This window comes from Sporomusa sp. GT1 (assembly GCF_014634905.1).
GTDB classification, from domain to species: domain Bacteria; phylum Bacillota; class Negativicutes; order Sporomusales; family Sporomusaceae; genus Sporomusa; species Sporomusa sphaeroides.
Map to the genome: position 1 here is coordinate 44,291 of NZ_BMBX01000009.1, position 14,624 is coordinate 58,914.

13 protein-coding genes are annotated in these 14,624 nt (G+C 45.5%); 4 read left to right on the forward strand and 9 right to left on the reverse strand.

All coding sequences use genetic code 11. The annotated features are described in order from the left end of the window. Nucleotides 1-2 precede the first annotated feature (2 nt). The 5 genes from GT1_RS11965 to GT1_RS11985 all read right to left on the reverse strand — a co-directional run bounded on the left by GT1_RS11965 (nucleotide 3) and on the right by GT1_RS11985 (nucleotide 7,566). The gene (locus GT1_RS11965) at nucleotides 3-1,634 is read right to left on the reverse strand and encodes a ShlB/FhaC/HecB family hemolysin secretion/activation protein (protein ID WP_188398897.1); all 1,632 of its coding nucleotides are present in this window, start codon (nucleotides 1,632-1,634) and stop codon (nucleotides 3-5) included. A gap of 212 nt (nucleotides 1,635-1,846) precedes the next feature. After that, nucleotides 1,847-4,912, reverse strand: coding sequence for an efflux RND transporter permease subunit (locus GT1_RS11970; protein ID WP_188398898.1), 3,066 nt, complete (start codon nucleotides 4,910-4,912; stop codon nucleotides 1,847-1,849). After that, nucleotides 4,909-5,976, reverse strand: a complete 1,068-nt coding sequence (locus GT1_RS11975; RefSeq protein WP_188398899.1) for an efflux RND transporter periplasmic adaptor subunit — start codon at nucleotides 5,974-5,976, stop codon at nucleotides 4,909-4,911. Before GT1_RS11975 ends, GT1_RS11970 begins: the two co-directional genes overlap by 4 nt. Nucleotides 5,977-6,001: 25 nt before the next feature. Next, nucleotides 6,002-6,577: a TetR/AcrR family transcriptional regulator gene (locus tag GT1_RS11980; RefSeq protein ID WP_188398900.1), complete on the reverse strand. Its 576-nt coding sequence runs from the start codon at nucleotides 6,575-6,577 to the stop codon at nucleotides 6,002-6,004. Nucleotides 6,578-6,705: 128 nt separating this feature from the next. Continuing rightward, nucleotides 6,706-7,566 carry an EamA family transporter gene (locus tag GT1_RS11985; RefSeq protein WP_188398901.1) on the reverse strand — a complete coding sequence of 287 codons (861 nt, stop codon included), beginning with the start codon at nucleotides 7,564-7,566 and terminating at the stop codon, nucleotides 6,706-6,708. 275 nt (nucleotides 7,567-7,841) lie between these two features. Between GT1_RS11985 and GT1_RS11990 the strand changes: the two genes are divergently transcribed. The 3 genes from GT1_RS11990 to GT1_RS12000 all read left to right on the forward strand — a co-directional run bounded on the left by GT1_RS11990 (nucleotide 7,842) and on the right by GT1_RS12000 (nucleotide 10,085). Then, the gene (locus GT1_RS11990) at nucleotides 7,842-8,783 is read left to right on the forward strand and encodes a threonine/serine dehydratase (protein ID WP_188398902.1); all 942 of its coding nucleotides are present in this window, start codon (nucleotides 7,842-7,844) and stop codon (nucleotides 8,781-8,783) included. Between the two features lie 15 nt (nucleotides 8,784-8,798). After that, nucleotides 8,799-9,173, forward strand: a complete 375-nt coding sequence (locus tag GT1_RS11995; RefSeq protein WP_075756865.1) for a RidA family protein — start codon at nucleotides 8,799-8,801, stop codon at nucleotides 9,171-9,173. A gap of 63 nt (nucleotides 9,174-9,236) precedes the next feature. Next, nucleotides 9,237-10,085, forward strand: a complete 849-nt coding sequence (locus GT1_RS12000; RefSeq protein ID WP_188398903.1) for a MurR/RpiR family transcriptional regulator — start codon at nucleotides 9,237-9,239, stop codon at nucleotides 10,083-10,085. A gap of 14 nt (nucleotides 10,086-10,099) precedes the next feature. On the opposite strand, the gene GT1_RS12005 is transcribed toward GT1_RS12000, so the two are convergent. The 4 genes from GT1_RS12005 to GT1_RS12020 all read right to left on the reverse strand — a co-directional run bounded on the left by GT1_RS12005 (nucleotide 10,100) and on the right by GT1_RS12020 (nucleotide 12,375). Next, nucleotides 10,100-10,786 (reverse strand): phosphoribosylaminoimidazolesuccinocarboxamide synthase, encoded by a 687-nt coding sequence (locus GT1_RS12005; protein WP_188398904.1) that lies wholly within the window; start codon nucleotides 10,784-10,786, stop codon nucleotides 10,100-10,102. Between the two features lie 95 nt (nucleotides 10,787-10,881). Next, complete coding sequence (locus GT1_RS12010; RefSeq protein WP_075756863.1) at nucleotides 10,882-11,160, reverse strand: hypothetical protein; 279 nt, start codon at nucleotides 11,158-11,160, stop codon at nucleotides 10,882-10,884. A gap of 13 nt (nucleotides 11,161-11,173) precedes the next feature. After that, the gene (locus GT1_RS12015) at nucleotides 11,174-11,710 is read right to left on the reverse strand and encodes a hydrolase (RefSeq protein WP_188398905.1); all 537 of its coding nucleotides are present in this window, start codon (nucleotides 11,708-11,710) and stop codon (nucleotides 11,174-11,176) included. 104 nt (nucleotides 11,711-11,814) lie between these two features. After that, nucleotides 11,815-12,375, reverse strand: coding sequence for an NADPH-dependent FMN reductase (locus tag GT1_RS12020; protein ID WP_188398906.1), 561 nt, complete (start codon nucleotides 12,373-12,375; stop codon nucleotides 11,815-11,817). Nucleotides 12,376-12,596: 221 nt separating this feature from the next. Here GT1_RS12020 and GT1_RS12025 point away from each other — a divergent pair, with 221 nt between their 5' ends. Then, nucleotides 12,597-14,576 carry a helix-turn-helix domain-containing protein gene (locus tag GT1_RS12025; RefSeq protein WP_188398907.1) on the forward strand — a complete coding sequence of 660 codons (1,980 nt, stop codon included), beginning with the start codon at nucleotides 12,597-12,599 and terminating at the stop codon, nucleotides 14,574-14,576. Nucleotides 14,577-14,624 lie beyond the last annotated feature (48 nt).

Here is a 14,624-nt window from a genome sequence, read left to right on the forward strand (position 1 = left end):
GCTTAGAAGAATTTATACAGTTGGAACCAAAAGCGTCCCGACTTATCGTCATCAGATTGCGCTTCCTCGGAACCAAGCTTCCACGAATAATGCAGGCGGGCCGCCCAATTGTTTTCCCGGCTCCAGTTAACCCCCACACCCATACCGGAAAGTGACCGGCGGTTGGATTCAGTGCTGATAGCCAGAGGATATTTATTCTGCGAAACTGAACCGGCATCTACGAAGGTGATGAACTGCCAGGTGTCTTTTGCCCCTTCTTTGGCCGGCAGGTTCCAGCGCAGCTCGGCCATTCCTATCCAGCCCTCATCCCCGGATGCTTCGCCGACAGGGTAGGCGCGGACTCCGTAGGGGCCGCCCAGATACATTTTTTCTGACGGATCCAGGTTCTCGTCCGCCCATTGATAGCTATAGGTCAGGTAGAGGGCCAGGCGTTCGCGAATATGCTGCAAACGTGTAAGATTGAGGTTGTACTTGCCGAATGAACCGTTAGTGTGCAGGCCGGTAACCGCGTCGGCGTCAGCAAGCCGGCTGTCCGCATCGCGCAGGTCAAGATCGCCTTTGGTATAAGTAAAGGAATAGGTGTTGCTACCGCCGCCCTGCCAGGTGTCCAACGTATCGCCGTTGATGCCAATGACCCAGTTGTTGGCATGCTTGCGGCTTTTGTAGTTAAGCAGTTCCACTTCATCTTTCAGGTCCTTGGAGTCAAAGCGGATTTGGCCATACCAGTTGGCATTGCGGGAACGCTGAAGGTTTTTCTGATATGACAGGCTGAGTGTGTCGGCTGTGCCGGTGATCCCCAAGACGGTAAAGGGTCCGCCTAAGAGATAATTTGATCTGGCATAACTGATGCCAAACCGGCTGCCCTGATCAAGCGCCGGAGTGGTATAAGAGATGCTGCCGTTTTTCTGGCCGTTGCCGGTATACAGGCCGCTGACAGTCAACAGGTCGCCTTCTTTGAAGGGATTGGCCCGGTTGACCAGCGCCGTATACTGAGTTCGACCGGTATAGCGGTAGCCACCATTGTCCACACCCACATAACCCCAGGTTTCCTTGCCTTCCGGCTTTACATTGATGGTCAGGGTGGTGGTTCCCGGCTGAGACCCGGCCTGCAAGGAAGTCTTGGCTTCCGCACCTGCCAGATCACCGATCAGCCATACCGCCCGTTCAAGGCTCTTTTTTTCCACAATGGCGCCGCTGGCTACTTTGCCCAGTTCCCGCTTGATGGCATTGTCATGGATCTTTGTTTCATTATTGATAATAACCTGATCATACCGACCGGGTTCAATCGCGATATTGATCTGGCCGTTGGCAAAATCCTGGGCCGGAATGTAGGCAAAGGCCACAAAGTAGCCCTTGGAACGCAAATAACGGGTAATGCTATCGGCTTGCTGTTCCAAATCCTTGATGGTAGCTGGTTTGCCAATGCTATCGTCCAATAAGGCTGCCAAATCACTGTCAGTTGCCAGCTCCTGCCCGCCGCTGAAGCGGTACTGGCTGACGACAACGGTCGGGCTATCTCCCCCTTGCCCGGCAGCATGACCGGCAGGCATAAATAAGCCTGTCCCCATCAGCAGCGCAACCGCAATACTCGCTATTTTTCTTGTTTTTTTCCCATATCTATGGCTTCGACTCATGATTAATCTCCATCCCTCCCTCGAAATATGACAAACTATGTCATGGTAATGATAGAATTATACAAAAATACTACTGCTTTTACATTATCTCTATGGATGGAATTTCCATCACTCAAATATCCCTCAGAGATAAGCAACGGAAATAGAAAAAGAACCTGGCTTTAAGCCAGGTCCCTTTTCCCCATGTAAATCGTAAATGAAATGGTAATATATCAATCAGTGTAGGTCTCTTCCGTCTCCGGTTTCACTTTAAACCATACCGCATACATTGTCGGCAAAACAAGCAGCGTCATAATAGTTGCGCCAAGCAAGCCACCGCTAATCGCCACTGCCATTGGTCCCCAAAAAGTACTTGGAACCAAGGGAAGCATTCCGAGTATCGCTGCCGCTGCCGTAAGCAGGATAGGACGAAATCTCACGATGGTTGAATTAATGATGGCGTCCCATGGTTTCTCGCCTGCTTTGCGGTGCTGTTCAATCTGATCGATCAAAATAACCGAGTTGCGAATGATCATCCCGCTAAGCGCTAAGATTCCAAGCTCAGCCACAAACCCCATCGGCCGCATGGTCAGCAGCATGGCCACACTGACTCCGATGATGCCGAGAGGTGCGGTAAGCAGAGTAAGCACCATCAAAGATACTTTTTGCAGTTGAAGCATAAGCAATACCATAATAACCACGATCATCACCGGAACGGTTTTGAGCAAAAATCCGACAGAGGTTTTACTATTTTCAGACGCTCCCCCAATGTCAATGCTATAGCCGGGCGGAAGGCTCTCACGTACCGGCTTAAGGCTTTCATAGATTTCTTTGGTAGCGTCATTGCCGGTTATACCGGCAACTACATCGGCTTGTACGGTAATTGTCGGCTTAAGGTCATAGCGCCAGATTAACCCGTCTTCCGCATCATAGCTGATATTGGCAATTTGCTCTAATGGTACAAATTTGCCGTTGCCAATGTGTACCGGCAAATCTTTAATACTGGCCAAAGTTTTGCGGTTCTGGGCGTCAATGCGAAATACAATGCCGACTGTTCGATCTTGCTCGTAAAACTCGGCAATGGTGGCGCCAGACAATTGGGTCTGTAAATCCTGCGCCAATCCGTGGCTGTTAATTCCCAGCATTCTCGCCTTATCCTGGTCAACAGTCAAACGCATGACCTTGCTTTTTTCATTCCAGTCAAAATTGATATTTTTCAGGCTGGGGTCTTCCGCCATAGTATCCCTTACCTGATTGGCGAGCTCCCGCACCTCTTCATGGTCATAGCCGGTAACCCGCAGCATAACAGGATACGCAGAAGGCGGACCGGTCTGAATTAGCTTGATATTCCCACGTACATTTTCAAATTGCTCGTTAAATAGCTGCTCCAGTTTATGATTCAAAGTTTTACGGGCTTCCACATCTTTGGCTACAATAATAAACTGGGCAAAGTTATTGGCCGGCAACCGGGGTTCGATGGTAAGAATAAATCGCGGCGATCCCTTGCCAACATAATAGCTGTAGCTCTCGATATCAGGATCACCGGTCAGACTGTCGGCAAACTTTTGGGCCTCCTGTTCAGTTGCGGCTAAGGATGAACCTTCCGGCAATGTCATTTCCACCAGCAATTCAGGCCGGATTGAGGGTGGAAAAAATTCCTGTCTCACAAACCCTAATAAAAAGATAGAACCGATAAAACAGGCTGCCGTTGCGCTGAGCACTGCTTTTTTATGACTGAGGCACCATACAAGTATTTGCCGGAACATCCGGTAAAACTTGGTGTCATGGATATTGTGGCCTGGCGTTGCCGCATGTTTGGGTTTAATTAACCGATAACCCAGCAGGGGTGCAACCATAACCGATACAATCCAGGAAATCAAAAGCGCGATGGTGATAACCGGAAAAAGACTGCTGGTAAACTCGGCTGCCATGCCTTTGGAAAAACCGATCGGGATAAAGCCTGCACAAGTAATCAGCGTGCCTGTAAGCATCGGAAAGGCAGTGGCCGTATACGCATAGCAGGCCGCCTCAAAGCGTCCCCAGCCTTCCTCCAGTTTCACCGTCATCATCTCAATGGCAATAATCGCATCATCAACCAATAATCCTAAGGCCATAATCAGCGCGCCCAGCGATACTTTGTGCAGAGCGATGCCCATACTCTCCATGAAAACAAAGATTCCGGCAATAACCAGGGGAATACACAGAGCCACTACAATGCCTGATTGAACACCAAGACTGAAGAAGCTGACTGCCAACACAATGATGATAGCTTCGCACAAGGTTTTCACAAATTCATTGATGGAGTCTTTAACCACCTGGGGCTGATTAGATACCTGGCTTAATTCCATGCCAAGAGGCAATTCTGCTCTAATCACCGCAGCAGTTTTCGTCAATTCCTCTCCCAGATCAAGGATATTTCCCCCATCGGCCATAGAAAGCGCAATACCGATCGCCGGCTGCCCGTTAAAATACATTTTCGGTTCAATGGGGTCAGCATAGCTGCGTTCAACCCTGGCGATATCACCTAGCCGGAATGTCCGTTCATTTACCCTGATCGGCATATTCCGGAGAGCTTCAATGTTCTCAAACAGCCCCGATACCCGCACATATACATTGTCTGAGGATGTTTCCAGCATGCCGGAAGCCGCCATCGCGCTCTGCGCTTTTACCGCCGCAATGATAATACCGGGGTCGATTCCCAGCCCCGCAAGCTTGCTGCTTTCCATTTCAACATAAATTTTTTCTGCTTGTACACCGACAAGTTCAACCTTCTTTACATCATTTACAGCCAGCAAAGTCCTGCGAATTTGCTCGGCTTCTTCCCGCAGTTCCTCGTAACTGTATTCAGCTCCTGTGAGAGCATAAATATTGCCAAATACATCATCAAACCGGTCATTGAATGCAGGACCGATTACGCCTTGCGGCAATGTGCCTTTGATATCATTAACCATATTGCGTACTTCAAGCCAGGTTGGCCGGATGTCTTTTGCCGGCATCGCTTCGTTTAGATTTATATAAATAACGGCTTGCCCTGGTTTTGAATAGCTTTTAATATAATCTAATCCAGGAGTATCCTGGATCTTTTTCTCGATTTTATCGGTTACCTGTTCTTCTACCTCTCTGGCACTGGCTCCCGGCCAGGCGACCGACACCACCATCTGCCGGATGACAAAATCAGGGTCTTCCATTCTGCCTAAGTTCTGATAGGAAAATATGCCTGCCACAAAAACCAGGAAAACGAAAAAATACACGAGTTGTTTATGTTTAAGCGACCACTCTGTCAGATTAAAATTGCTCATTGCCGCACCTTTTGTCCTTCCCGCAGTTTTTGGACTCCGGCAGTAACAATCACATCTCCTTGCTGCAGGCCTTCAAGAATCTGAATCCTGCCATCACCAAAAACACCGGCTTTCACCGGACGCAAACTTACGATCCCGTCGTTAATCACCCATACATTTGGTGTATCACCAGTCTGATAGATGGCTGTCAGCGGAATATACACCGCCTGCTGACCGCTGGAATCTGCCACCGCTACACTGGCAGTCATCCCTAACTGAATATCCGGCGGCGGATTGATTAGGCTGATTCTGACTTTATAGGTTCTGGCCACCTTGTCTGCCACCGGGGAAACCTCTCTGACAGTTCCCTCTACAGTAACACCCGGCAGTGCCCAAAAGCTGACCCGGACTTGCCGGGTATTACGCATTTCGTCAATGCGATTTTCCGGTACATGGATTTCAATTTCCCGTTCACCATCTGTCACCAGGGTAATAACCGGCTGACCGGCACTCACTACTTGCCCGGCTTCGGCATGTATGCCGGAAATGACACCGGCGCTATCGGCCAGCAAAGTGCTGTAGCCCAGTTGATTAGCTCCCTGAGTATACTGGGCAGTTGCCTGGCGGGCATTAGCTAAGGCCACCTCATATGCATTCTGGAATTGATCCAGTTGCATATGGCTGACCGCCCCTTCTTCATATAACTTCCGATAACGCGCGAGGTTGGCCTCGGCTAAACTCAGCTGGGATTTGGCCGAAGCGACCTGGGCTGAAGTAATAGTTACCGTTTGAGTGATGTCTTTCGCGTCGATTTCCATTAGAACATCCCCTGAATTAACTACACTGCCAAGCTCTACACTGCGTTTTAAAATTTTCCCGCTGACCTGGAATGCAAGCTGTGTCTCATATCTTCCCCGCACTTCGCCGGAATAAGCGGCTTCTTGCCCGGAAGCAGTCAGGTTCACTACCTGTGAGCGAACACGCGGCATCTCTTCCTTGACAGGCTCCGTTTTAGAGCATCCCGTAAGACTGACCGATACAAGCAAAAGCAAAATCACGCCACAGTTAACCATGGACTTTTTCATGGAAAATCCTCCCCCTACCCTGGATTCACTTCTTTACAAGCCCATTGACAATAAAATCAATAAGCTCCCCGGTATACTTCTGCTCATTCTGCCCCTGGCGAAGCGGCCCTGTACGAGCATAGCTGAAAGCTTGGAATAACTTAAATCCGGCATAAGCCACAATCGTTTCATCAACATCACGAAACTTCCCCTGCTGCTTGCCTTCGCGAATAATCCGGGCAATCAGTGAAATAATCTCTTCATCAATCATTTCATGATATTTTCTGTTGACAAAAGCCAAATACAGCTCGTCATCTTTTAATATTTTGGTGATAAAGTTATCTTGGTTAAAGTACGCTATTGACTGGCGGATTAACAGCACCAGCCGTTCAAGCGGGTCAGACACCCCGTCTATTTGCGCAAATAGCAGCTCTATCGTTTTATGACATTCACGTGAAAGCAAACATTGGAACATGTCCTCTTTGTCCGTAAAATGTTCATAAATTGTTTTCTTGGAAATTCGGCAGTCTTTACTGATTTCATCCATAGTCGTCTTCTTAAAACCAAAACGTTCCATTCGTTCCTTGGCCTTATCAAGGATAAGGCTCTTTATGTCATTCACTGTATTCCTCCTCGTATATATTACTAACCGCATGTTATTATCTTCCCTACCTATAAACCATTATAGTGTTTTAGTTTCCAAAAATCAATAGCCAGTTTGGCAGCTTCGTTCATCCGGTGGAACAAGCGTTATCCAACAGCTAAGGCAACAAGCCCGAGCAGCATAACGCCCGCCCCGGCCAATCTGATTTTGAAATCGCTTTCTGACAGAAGTTTTGCACCAAGAATAGCGCCAATCAAAATACTGACTTCCCTGGCCGGCGCAATATAACTGACAGGACTGAATACCATGGCCGTTAACACAAGAATATAGGCCAACGGCGATAGTATAGCTACCCCGATGGCTTCTTTTTTATGCGCTGACCATTGTTCTTTAACCTTATCCCAGTTTTTCAGAGAATAGGGTGTCAGCAAAATGACCCGCCCGACATTGGTGGACCAATCCATCAGCAGCGGCGGAATCAAATAAGTACTGACGGCAACTTTGTCTACGACGGTGTAGCCGGCAATTGCGGCACCACAAAACAAAGCATAGAGAATGGATTGGCGGGCGCTTTTTTCTTTCTTGCCAAAAGGGTTGCCCGTAATAACGAGAATTCCGATACCGATGAATACAGCACCGGTTAAAGCCATCACCGTAGGCTGTTCCCCCAAAAGGAAAATTGCCGTTATTACCGAAAGCAATGGCCCGGTCCCCCTGGCAAGAGGATAGATAACTGAAAGATCACCAAAGCGGTAACCTTTGTCCAGTAAAATGAAATATACCGAGTGCAGCACAGCGCTGCCCAGAATCAATGCAATTTGATAGGTACCGATAAGCGGTTTTTCCACTACCATCACCCATAACGCCAACGGAAAATACAATACGGTTGACAGAGTGGCAAAAATCCAGATAAAGGCAGTACCGCCGCACGCTTTTTTGGCCAGGAGATTCCACCCCGCATGGCAAAATGCGGCTATTATAACCAAGAGCAATGCAAAACTACTCACCTTGTTCCCCCTCCCGACCAACTTTATTCTGTACTTCGCCGTATCTCAGAATATTGCCTTCTTACCCAAATTAGAGAAACAGAAAAAAGTCTTACATCGGCTAATCAATCCTTTCCCTGCACAAGTTCAGAGTACGCCCATCTGTTTAGCCAAATGCCGCCATAATAGAATCTCCCTCCTTGATTGACACCACTCCGGGAACAAATTATAATAAATACAAATATTTATTATAATTTTAAATATGAATATTTATATTTAAGCGGAGGTGTCCAATTATGGTTACATTAGCAGCCATCCGACAGGCCAAACAAAAGCTTGCACCTTATATTTTCGAAACACCGCTCATTCGCCTGGCAGGACTGGATGAACTGTTAGGCTGCCAGGTGTATGTAAAAGCGGAATGCATGCAAAAAACCAACTCCTTTAAAATTCGTGGCGCGTTAAATAAAATGCTTTCCTTACCGGCAGAACAGCTGCAAAATGGAGTCGTTGCCGCTTCTTCCGGCAATCACGGTAAAGGAGTCGCTTTTGCCGCCAAGCTGTTGGGGATTAAAGCCACCATTGTTTTGCCGGATACCGCTCCCCAAATCAAAGTTGACGGAATCCGCGCCCTGGATGCAGAAATTGTACAGTGCAAACTGGCTGAAAGGCATATCATTGCGAAAAAATTAAGCGATCAGTATGGGTATACTATCATTCACCCTTACGATGATTATGACATCATCACCGGGCAAGGCACTGCCGGACTGGAAATCATGGCACAACTGCCAGCTGTGGACTGTGTTGTAGTTCCCATTGGCGGCGGCGGGCTCATCGGCGGCATTGCAACTGCCGTAAAATCCATTAATCCCCAAGCAAGGGTCATTGGGGCGGAACCGGCCGTTCTCTCCCGCTATGAAAAAAGCCGCAAGGCCGGCGAAAGAGTACTGGTGGAAGAAAAAGCATCGCTGGCCGATGCGCTGCTAACCTTGCAGCCTGGCGAAAAAAACTTCCCCATTTTTCAAAAATATGTAGACGACGTTGTCGGCGTGAAGGAAGAATATCTGGCCGGTGGCGTAAAAACACTGCTCCTGGAAGGAAAAATACTGGCCGAACCTTCTTCCGCCATCGGAATTGCCGCTGCCCTGCAGGGAAGCCTCCGGATAACCAAAGAGGATAAGGTATGTTTCCTGGTTTCTGGCGGTAATGTCAGTCTCAGTCAACTGGCTAAATTATAGAGGAGGATATGACTTATGAAACAGATATTTACCGATACTATACCGGCCGGGCATTATACTCCCGGTATCATTAGCAATGGCACCCTGTACGTATCCGGCCAGACTTCCGCAGACCCGGCAACAGGAAAACCAGCCGCAGGCGGCATCAGAGCCGAAACCATTATGGCGTTAAAGAAAATGGAAGCCGTATTGAAAGCTGCCGGTGTTACCAAAGAAGCTGTCGTTATGTGCCGGGTTTATATAACCGCTGCCAGCCAATGGGGTGAAGTCAATGATGCCTATAAAGAATTTTTCGGCGACCATAAGCCTGCCAGAGTTACTGTTCCTATAAAAGAACTGAACCACGGCTGTCTTATTGAAATAGAAGCCATTGCGGAAATTAATAAATAACGCCGCACAGAATAAAAGCAGGTATACAATGGTATGCCTGCTTTTTTGAAAAAGGAGCTGCCTATGACGCTTGAAGAAAGAGGCTATGCTGCCAAGCTAACCAAAAATGAGAAAATCATTTATGAATTCGTACTTCGCAACAAAGACAAAGCCTGCTTTATGACATCAACTGCCCTGGCCAGAGAGCTTGGTGTGGGAGACACTTCGGTCATCAGGCTATCCCGGACTCTGGGCTTTTCCAGTTTCACGGAATTCCGGAAAGCCATTCAGGCAGAGGCTCTGTCCACTGGAAACCTTGGCAGCCTATCGCATGTGCCTTATGAGAAAAAACAAAAAGCCGATGCTATTGCATTAACAGAGATTCCGTCACTTGTCCGTCAGAACTTTATGCGAAAAGCCGAATTGGATTTTGCCAATAACACTGATGGAAAATACCAGGAAACCGCCAAAATGATTGTAACCGCAGAAAAAAAATATATTGCAGGTTTCCGGAACACAGCAGGACTGGCCGATTATTTTGCAACAATACTTTCCCATGTACTGCCCAATGTCAGGCGAGTCAATCATAAAGACGGTTTTGAAGATGAAGCCATTGATATGGGGGAAAAGGATATTTTAATTCTGTTCAGCCTGCCGCGGTATTCCCAAAATGCAGCCATCGTTCTGGAAATAGCACAGGAAGCCCATTGCCATATCGTGGTATTGACTGACAAAATTACCGCCCCGATAACAGCCGGGGCGGCAAAGGTGATTGTCAATGATATTGAATCAGTAAGTTTTGCCAATTCCATTTCCGGCATGGTTCTGTCTATGGAAATACTGATCAGTCTGATCAGTAAAATCTCCGGGCAGCAAGGGCGGGAACGGCTAAAAACTCTGGACAAATATATGGCCAAAACCGGCCTGTATTAGCATCTTCGCCGGGGTTAGCCTTCCAGCATCAATTTTTCCAAAACCAGGGGCTCAATATATTTGCCGTCCTTAAAGGCGCGCATATTGCCGCCCGATATCTCATCAATCAACGCAATCTGCTTGTCTGCGCCGATCCGGCCAAATTCAAACTTAATATCATATAACTCGATATTCTTTTTTGCCAGTTCTTCTTTAACGATATTACCGATTTGCTGGGTTAACGCCTTGAGCACTTCGTATTCCTCTGCCGAAAGCAGGCCCAGCATCGCCAGTGCATCTTTAGTAATCGGCGGGTCTTCCCGGTCATCATCTTTTAATGTGACTTCAACAAAAGCATCCAGCGGCTGACCTTCTGCGGCATACATGCCATAGCGGCGCAGAAAACTTCCCACCGCCCGATAACGGCAGATAACTTCCAGGCCTTTGCCAAAAACAGTCGCCGGCTTCACTGTCATTGTCGCCGCTTCAGGGTTGGCATCAATATAGTGTGTTGGTATTCCTTTTTGGCCTAACGCTTCAAAAAAGAACTTGGTTAGTCTAAGCCCTGCCCTGCCGGCTCCCTCCAGGGTTAAGCCCACGGTATTGGCACCGGGGTCAAATACACCGTCAGTGCCGGTGACATCATCCTTAAATTTAAGCAAATAGTTGCCATCTTCCAAGGCAAATACATCTTTTGTTTTTCCTGAATAAACAAGCTTCATCAACAACATCCTCTTCCACTTTTATATTTTTGCAATTAATCTGTTAGTTATTATAGCATATTTATGTACAAAAGTCCTTTTACTAACAAATTTTTCTACACGATCAGACAAGTGGAATCACTGAGTATGGCAGTCTTAATTTGCTGTTTTTTATCAAGGTGGTGCCCGCTGGATATATCAATGGAAGTGCTCCCGTTTGCCCGGAAATGGAAATCGACGAAAAACTTCGAACCATCGGCTTCTATTTCTACCCGATGACGGTGTCCGCCTTTATGGATCAAATCGGAAACCGTAAATTCCCGGTAAAATTCCGCACAAAATTCCTTAATCTTAGGAACAATTAGCTCTCTGTTCAACATTTTTTCTCTACTCATGCAATATTGCCCCCTATTTTACCAGCCGTGAAATCGTTTTAAACACTTCATTTCCCGCTTCGCGACAAAGCTCAAACAAGATTGACTCTACTGTTGTAAGAATCGCACCTTCATATTCCATCCGCCGCAAGGCAATTTCATAGTCCTGCTGTTCACGGGAACTAATTGCATCGGTTACCACTACCGGTAGGTAACCTAAGGCTTTTAGATCAATGACTGTCTGCAGGACACAAATATGTGCTTCAATCCCTGTTATAATAACATATTTGCAGCCGGACTCGCGCAGCCTGGCAATAAGGTTATCGTTACCGCAGCAGCTAAAAGTAACTTTATCATAGCATTCGCTGCCGTAAGGCCGAAGCTCTTCAATAATATCTCCCAAACCCTGCGGATATTGCCTGGCTGCTGTCAGTGGTATTCCCAGGGCGGTTATTCCTTTAAGCAGAGTAATTGTTTTTTGACTTAACTTTTCTTTGTTGTTCATGTGAGGATATAGCTTCTCCTGGACATCAATCAGCAGCACCAGGGAATCTTCTTTTGTAATACGCATAACCGGCTTCCTCCTGTTTCAATAAATATTTGTTTATTCCCATGTACAAACACCTGCTAAACAAGATTCGCCTAAACTTTAAACAAAGTCCAGGCGAACATAAATTAAATAGAATTCTTCTCAACCCAGTTTGCAAAAGTTTCCATAATTTTTTTCAAAAACTGGCGAGTATTCTCATTCGTAAGAGCACCGCTGTCATCAAAGAGCTCGGCTGCATTGCCAATATAAGCCTCAGGCTGCTGCATGGTCGGGACGTTCAAAAAAACCAGTGACTGCCTTAGATGATGGTTTGCGCCAAAACCACTTAATGCTCCCGGTGATACGCTTATTACCGCGCCGGGTTTTCCATCCCATATGCTCTGACCATACGGACGCGACCCGACATCCAGAGCATTCTTCAGGACTGCCGGAACCGAACGGTTATACTCCGGCGTTACGAAAAGCACGGCATCAAAATTCTGCATGTGTTGGCGAAAAGCTGTCCAGGCAGCAGGCACAGTTCCTTCATCATCAAAATCCTGGTTATACAGGGGAAGCTGACCTATTTCAATCTCCTCCAGCTCCCAGGCTGCAGGAGCCAGCGCCATCAACGCCCTGGCAAGCTTCCGGCTAAACGATTCTTTACGAAGACTCCCTACCAAAACTCCGATTTTTTTCTTCGACATAGTATTTGGCCTCCTTTAACTATATTCGTGATATCTGGATATTAGCGAAATGTTCTTACTAGATATACATACCATATAAATACAAAAAATCCTGCTAAAGCCAATGAACAATATTATCTTTATATTTCCAGAAATGCTGACTATAATAGAGATAGTAGTTCGCGAAGGTACAAACAGTATTTCCGGGACAATCTCGCATTGTCTCTGCCCGGAGGGAAGATATGAGAAAAGAACATGTTGAATATATCAAAGATTTACCGATAAACATTGCCCTGGCCACTATTATAGAATACCCAATCCACTGGAAAGATTGCATTCAAATCCTATTTGTCTTAAAAGGCACCATTGAGGTAAGTATCGACAATGAAACCTTCCCCTTAGAGGAAAAAGAACTGGAGATAATAAACGCAAATGAAGTCTACAGTATTCGCTCGCAGGACCCGGCTAATATAGTTTTGATCCTCAGTATCGATCCCGGTTTCTTCGAAAAATATTATACAGATGCCAGAGAAGTATTCTTTTATACGAATTCCGCCGCCGAAGAAAATGCTCAGGAAGAGGAAAAATACTATGAACTAAGAAAATACATTTCCATATTGTTGTATGAAGCCGTAGCTAAAATCGACGACTATGAAGATAAGATAGAAGAATATCTCCTGAAAATGATGTACCATCTGCTAAATCATTTTCATTATCTTTTCTATGAGGGAGAAGGTTTGGAAGATGATGATGAGCAGCTGGAGCGCTATCACCGGATCGTTAAATACCTGAGCAATAACTATATGAACAAAGTCAGCTTACAGGAGCTTGCACATAAAGAATATCTTAGCTCACAGTATTTATCCTATAAAATAAAAAATACATTAGGCTATGGCTTTAATGAGTACTTAAATCAAATTAGAGTAGAGGAATCGACAAAACTATTGTTGAGTACCGATAAAAATATCTCTGAAATATCCGAAGATGTAGGCTTTTCTCATGTCAGATATTATAACAAGCATTTTAAAATTCATTATAACTGCACACCTATGCAATATCGCAAAAAGTATAAGGTTAGCGACAAAGAGCTGGAAAATATGGCTCAGCTTACCTACTTTGACAGCAATGCGGCAATCCCCTATCTTACTCATTATCTGGAAGACTATGACAGATATAATTATGATAATCGGATCATTAAAATTGATATCGATCTTGACAGGGAATGCATTGATGAATATAAACAACCGGATTTAATCGACCTTGGAGACAGTTATTTGCTTTTAGAAGAAGAAAATAGACGGATTCTCGAAGAAATTCAAAGAGAAATCAAGTTTAGCCACGGTCTGGTGAATGGCCTTTTCTCTGAAGATATGGATATTTTCAGAGATACAAACCATAAATTTATCAACTGGACCCGGGTGGAAACCATCTTGGATTTCTTGAAAACATTAGACCTCATCCCGATAATCAATACAGAAGAAGTTGAACAATATATCATTGATGACTTTATCCATTATTTTTCCAACATTTACGAGGAAGATGACATTGAAGAGTGGCTGAACGCAAAGGCTGAGGATTTTAAACCATATTTCCCGCCAAACAGACTCAGTGCCATGCAGGATACTATCTTAATGGTGCCTTATATTTTATATAACTACATTCATTTAAAAAACAGAGTGGTTTTACATATGACAGATGAAATATCCAAAGATATCATTCTGTACAATGATACCTTCTTTGGCGGCGCCGGCATATTTACCTCCAACTGTTTAAAGAAACCCTCCTACTACGCCTATATGCTGTTATCCCTGTTGGGAGACGAGGTAATTGCCAAAGGCGATGGTTATATTGTCACCAAATCCGAATATGGATACCAGATAATGCTTTTTAATCCGACAGAAATAGCTGAGGATGTACTATATGGAAACAAGCCTGCAGATAAAATGAAAGAACGAAAAGTATCATTAAATATTCTAAATATGAAACATGATTTTCAAGTGACTAAATATACCCTGGACAGGGGCTTCGGCTCAGTTTACGATAAATGGCTGGCGCTAAACAAGCCGGAAAGGCTGGATAATGACAATTGGGAGTTATTAAAGGAGTATGTACATCCTGATATATCTTTCTATTATGGAAAAAATTCTATAGTATACCATACGGTTGCCACCATCAAACCCTATGGGGCGGTACTTTTTCTCCTAAATAATGTACTGAATTGATAGTTTTTCGGATTAAATTAAGATTTCCGGAAAAAACGTTTTTGAGAA

Excerpts from the sequence above, each read along its gene's own strand:
- GT1_RS11965 (WP_188398897.1), bottom strand. The coding sequence starts at position 1,634 with ATGAGTCGAAGCCATAGATATGGGAAAAAAACAAGAAAAATAGCGAGT.
- GT1_RS11975 (WP_188398899.1), bottom strand. The coding sequence starts at position 5,976 with ATGAAAAAGTCCATGGTTAACTGTGGCGTGATTTTGCTTTTGCTTGTA.
- GT1_RS12005 (WP_188398904.1), bottom strand. The coding sequence starts at position 10,786 with ATGAAGCTTGTTTATTCAGGAAAAACAAAAGATGTATTTGCCTTGGAA.
- GT1_RS11990 (WP_188398902.1), top strand. The coding sequence starts at position 7,842 with ATGGTTACATTAGCAGCCATCCGACAGGCCAAACAAAAGCTTGCACCT.
- GT1_RS12025 (WP_188398907.1), top strand. The coding sequence starts at position 12,597 with ATGAGAAAAGAACATGTTGAATATATCAAAGATTTACCGATAAACATT.
- GT1_RS11995 (WP_075756865.1), top strand. The coding sequence starts at position 8,799 with ATGAAACAGATATTTACCGATACTATACCGGCCGGGCATTATACTCCC.
- GT1_RS12000 (WP_188398903.1), top strand. The coding sequence starts at position 9,237 with ATGACGCTTGAAGAAAGAGGCTATGCTGCCAAGCTAACCAAAAATGAG.
- GT1_RS12015 (WP_188398905.1), bottom strand. The coding sequence starts at position 11,710 with ATGCGTATTACAAAAGAAGATTCCCTGGTGCTGCTGATTGATGTCCAG.
- GT1_RS11970 (WP_188398898.1), bottom strand. The coding sequence starts at position 4,912 with ATGAGCAATTTTAATCTGACAGAGTGGTCGCTTAAACATAAACAACTC.
- GT1_RS12020 (WP_188398906.1), bottom strand. The coding sequence starts at position 12,375 with ATGTCGAAGAAAAAAATCGGAGTTTTGGTAGGGAGTCTTCGTAAAGAA.
- GT1_RS12010 (WP_075756863.1), bottom strand. The coding sequence starts at position 11,160 with ATGAGTAGAGAAAAAATGTTGAACAGAGAGCTAATTGTTCCTAAGATT.